The organism is Bradyrhizobium cosmicum (assembly GCF_032290525.1).
In the GTDB taxonomy this organism is placed as follows: Bacteria; Pseudomonadota; Alphaproteobacteria; order Rhizobiales; family Xanthobacteraceae; genus Bradyrhizobium; species Bradyrhizobium cosmicum_A.
In genome coordinates, this window is sequence record NZ_JASXTA010000362.1 from 1 (window position 1) to 256 (window position 256).

The 256-nt window shown below is 53.9% G+C and carries 1 protein-coding gene; it reads left to right on the top strand.

The features are described 5' to 3' along the window. A partial coding sequence (locus QSV46_RS40255; RefSeq protein WP_314964229.1) for a polysaccharide biosynthesis C-terminal domain-containing protein occupies positions 1-256 on the top strand: 256 nt, incomplete at both ends.

Consider the following 256-nt stretch of genomic DNA (forward strand, 5'->3'; position numbering starts at 1 on the left):
CTCCAACCGTCATGCCCGTGGCGCTCGACTACGCGGAGACGCTTTTGTTCGGGTACACCCTGATGCTTCTAAACATCGTCAACGGCTTCATCGTCAGAGCCGAAGGCAACACACGATTCAGCATGTGGACGATGATTACCGCCTTCGTACTCAATGCTGTGCTTGATCCGGTCTTCATATTCTTACTGGACCTCGGTGTGCGAGGCGCAGCCGTCGCAACGCTGGTATCTCAGATCGCTGCTATTAGCCTGTATAT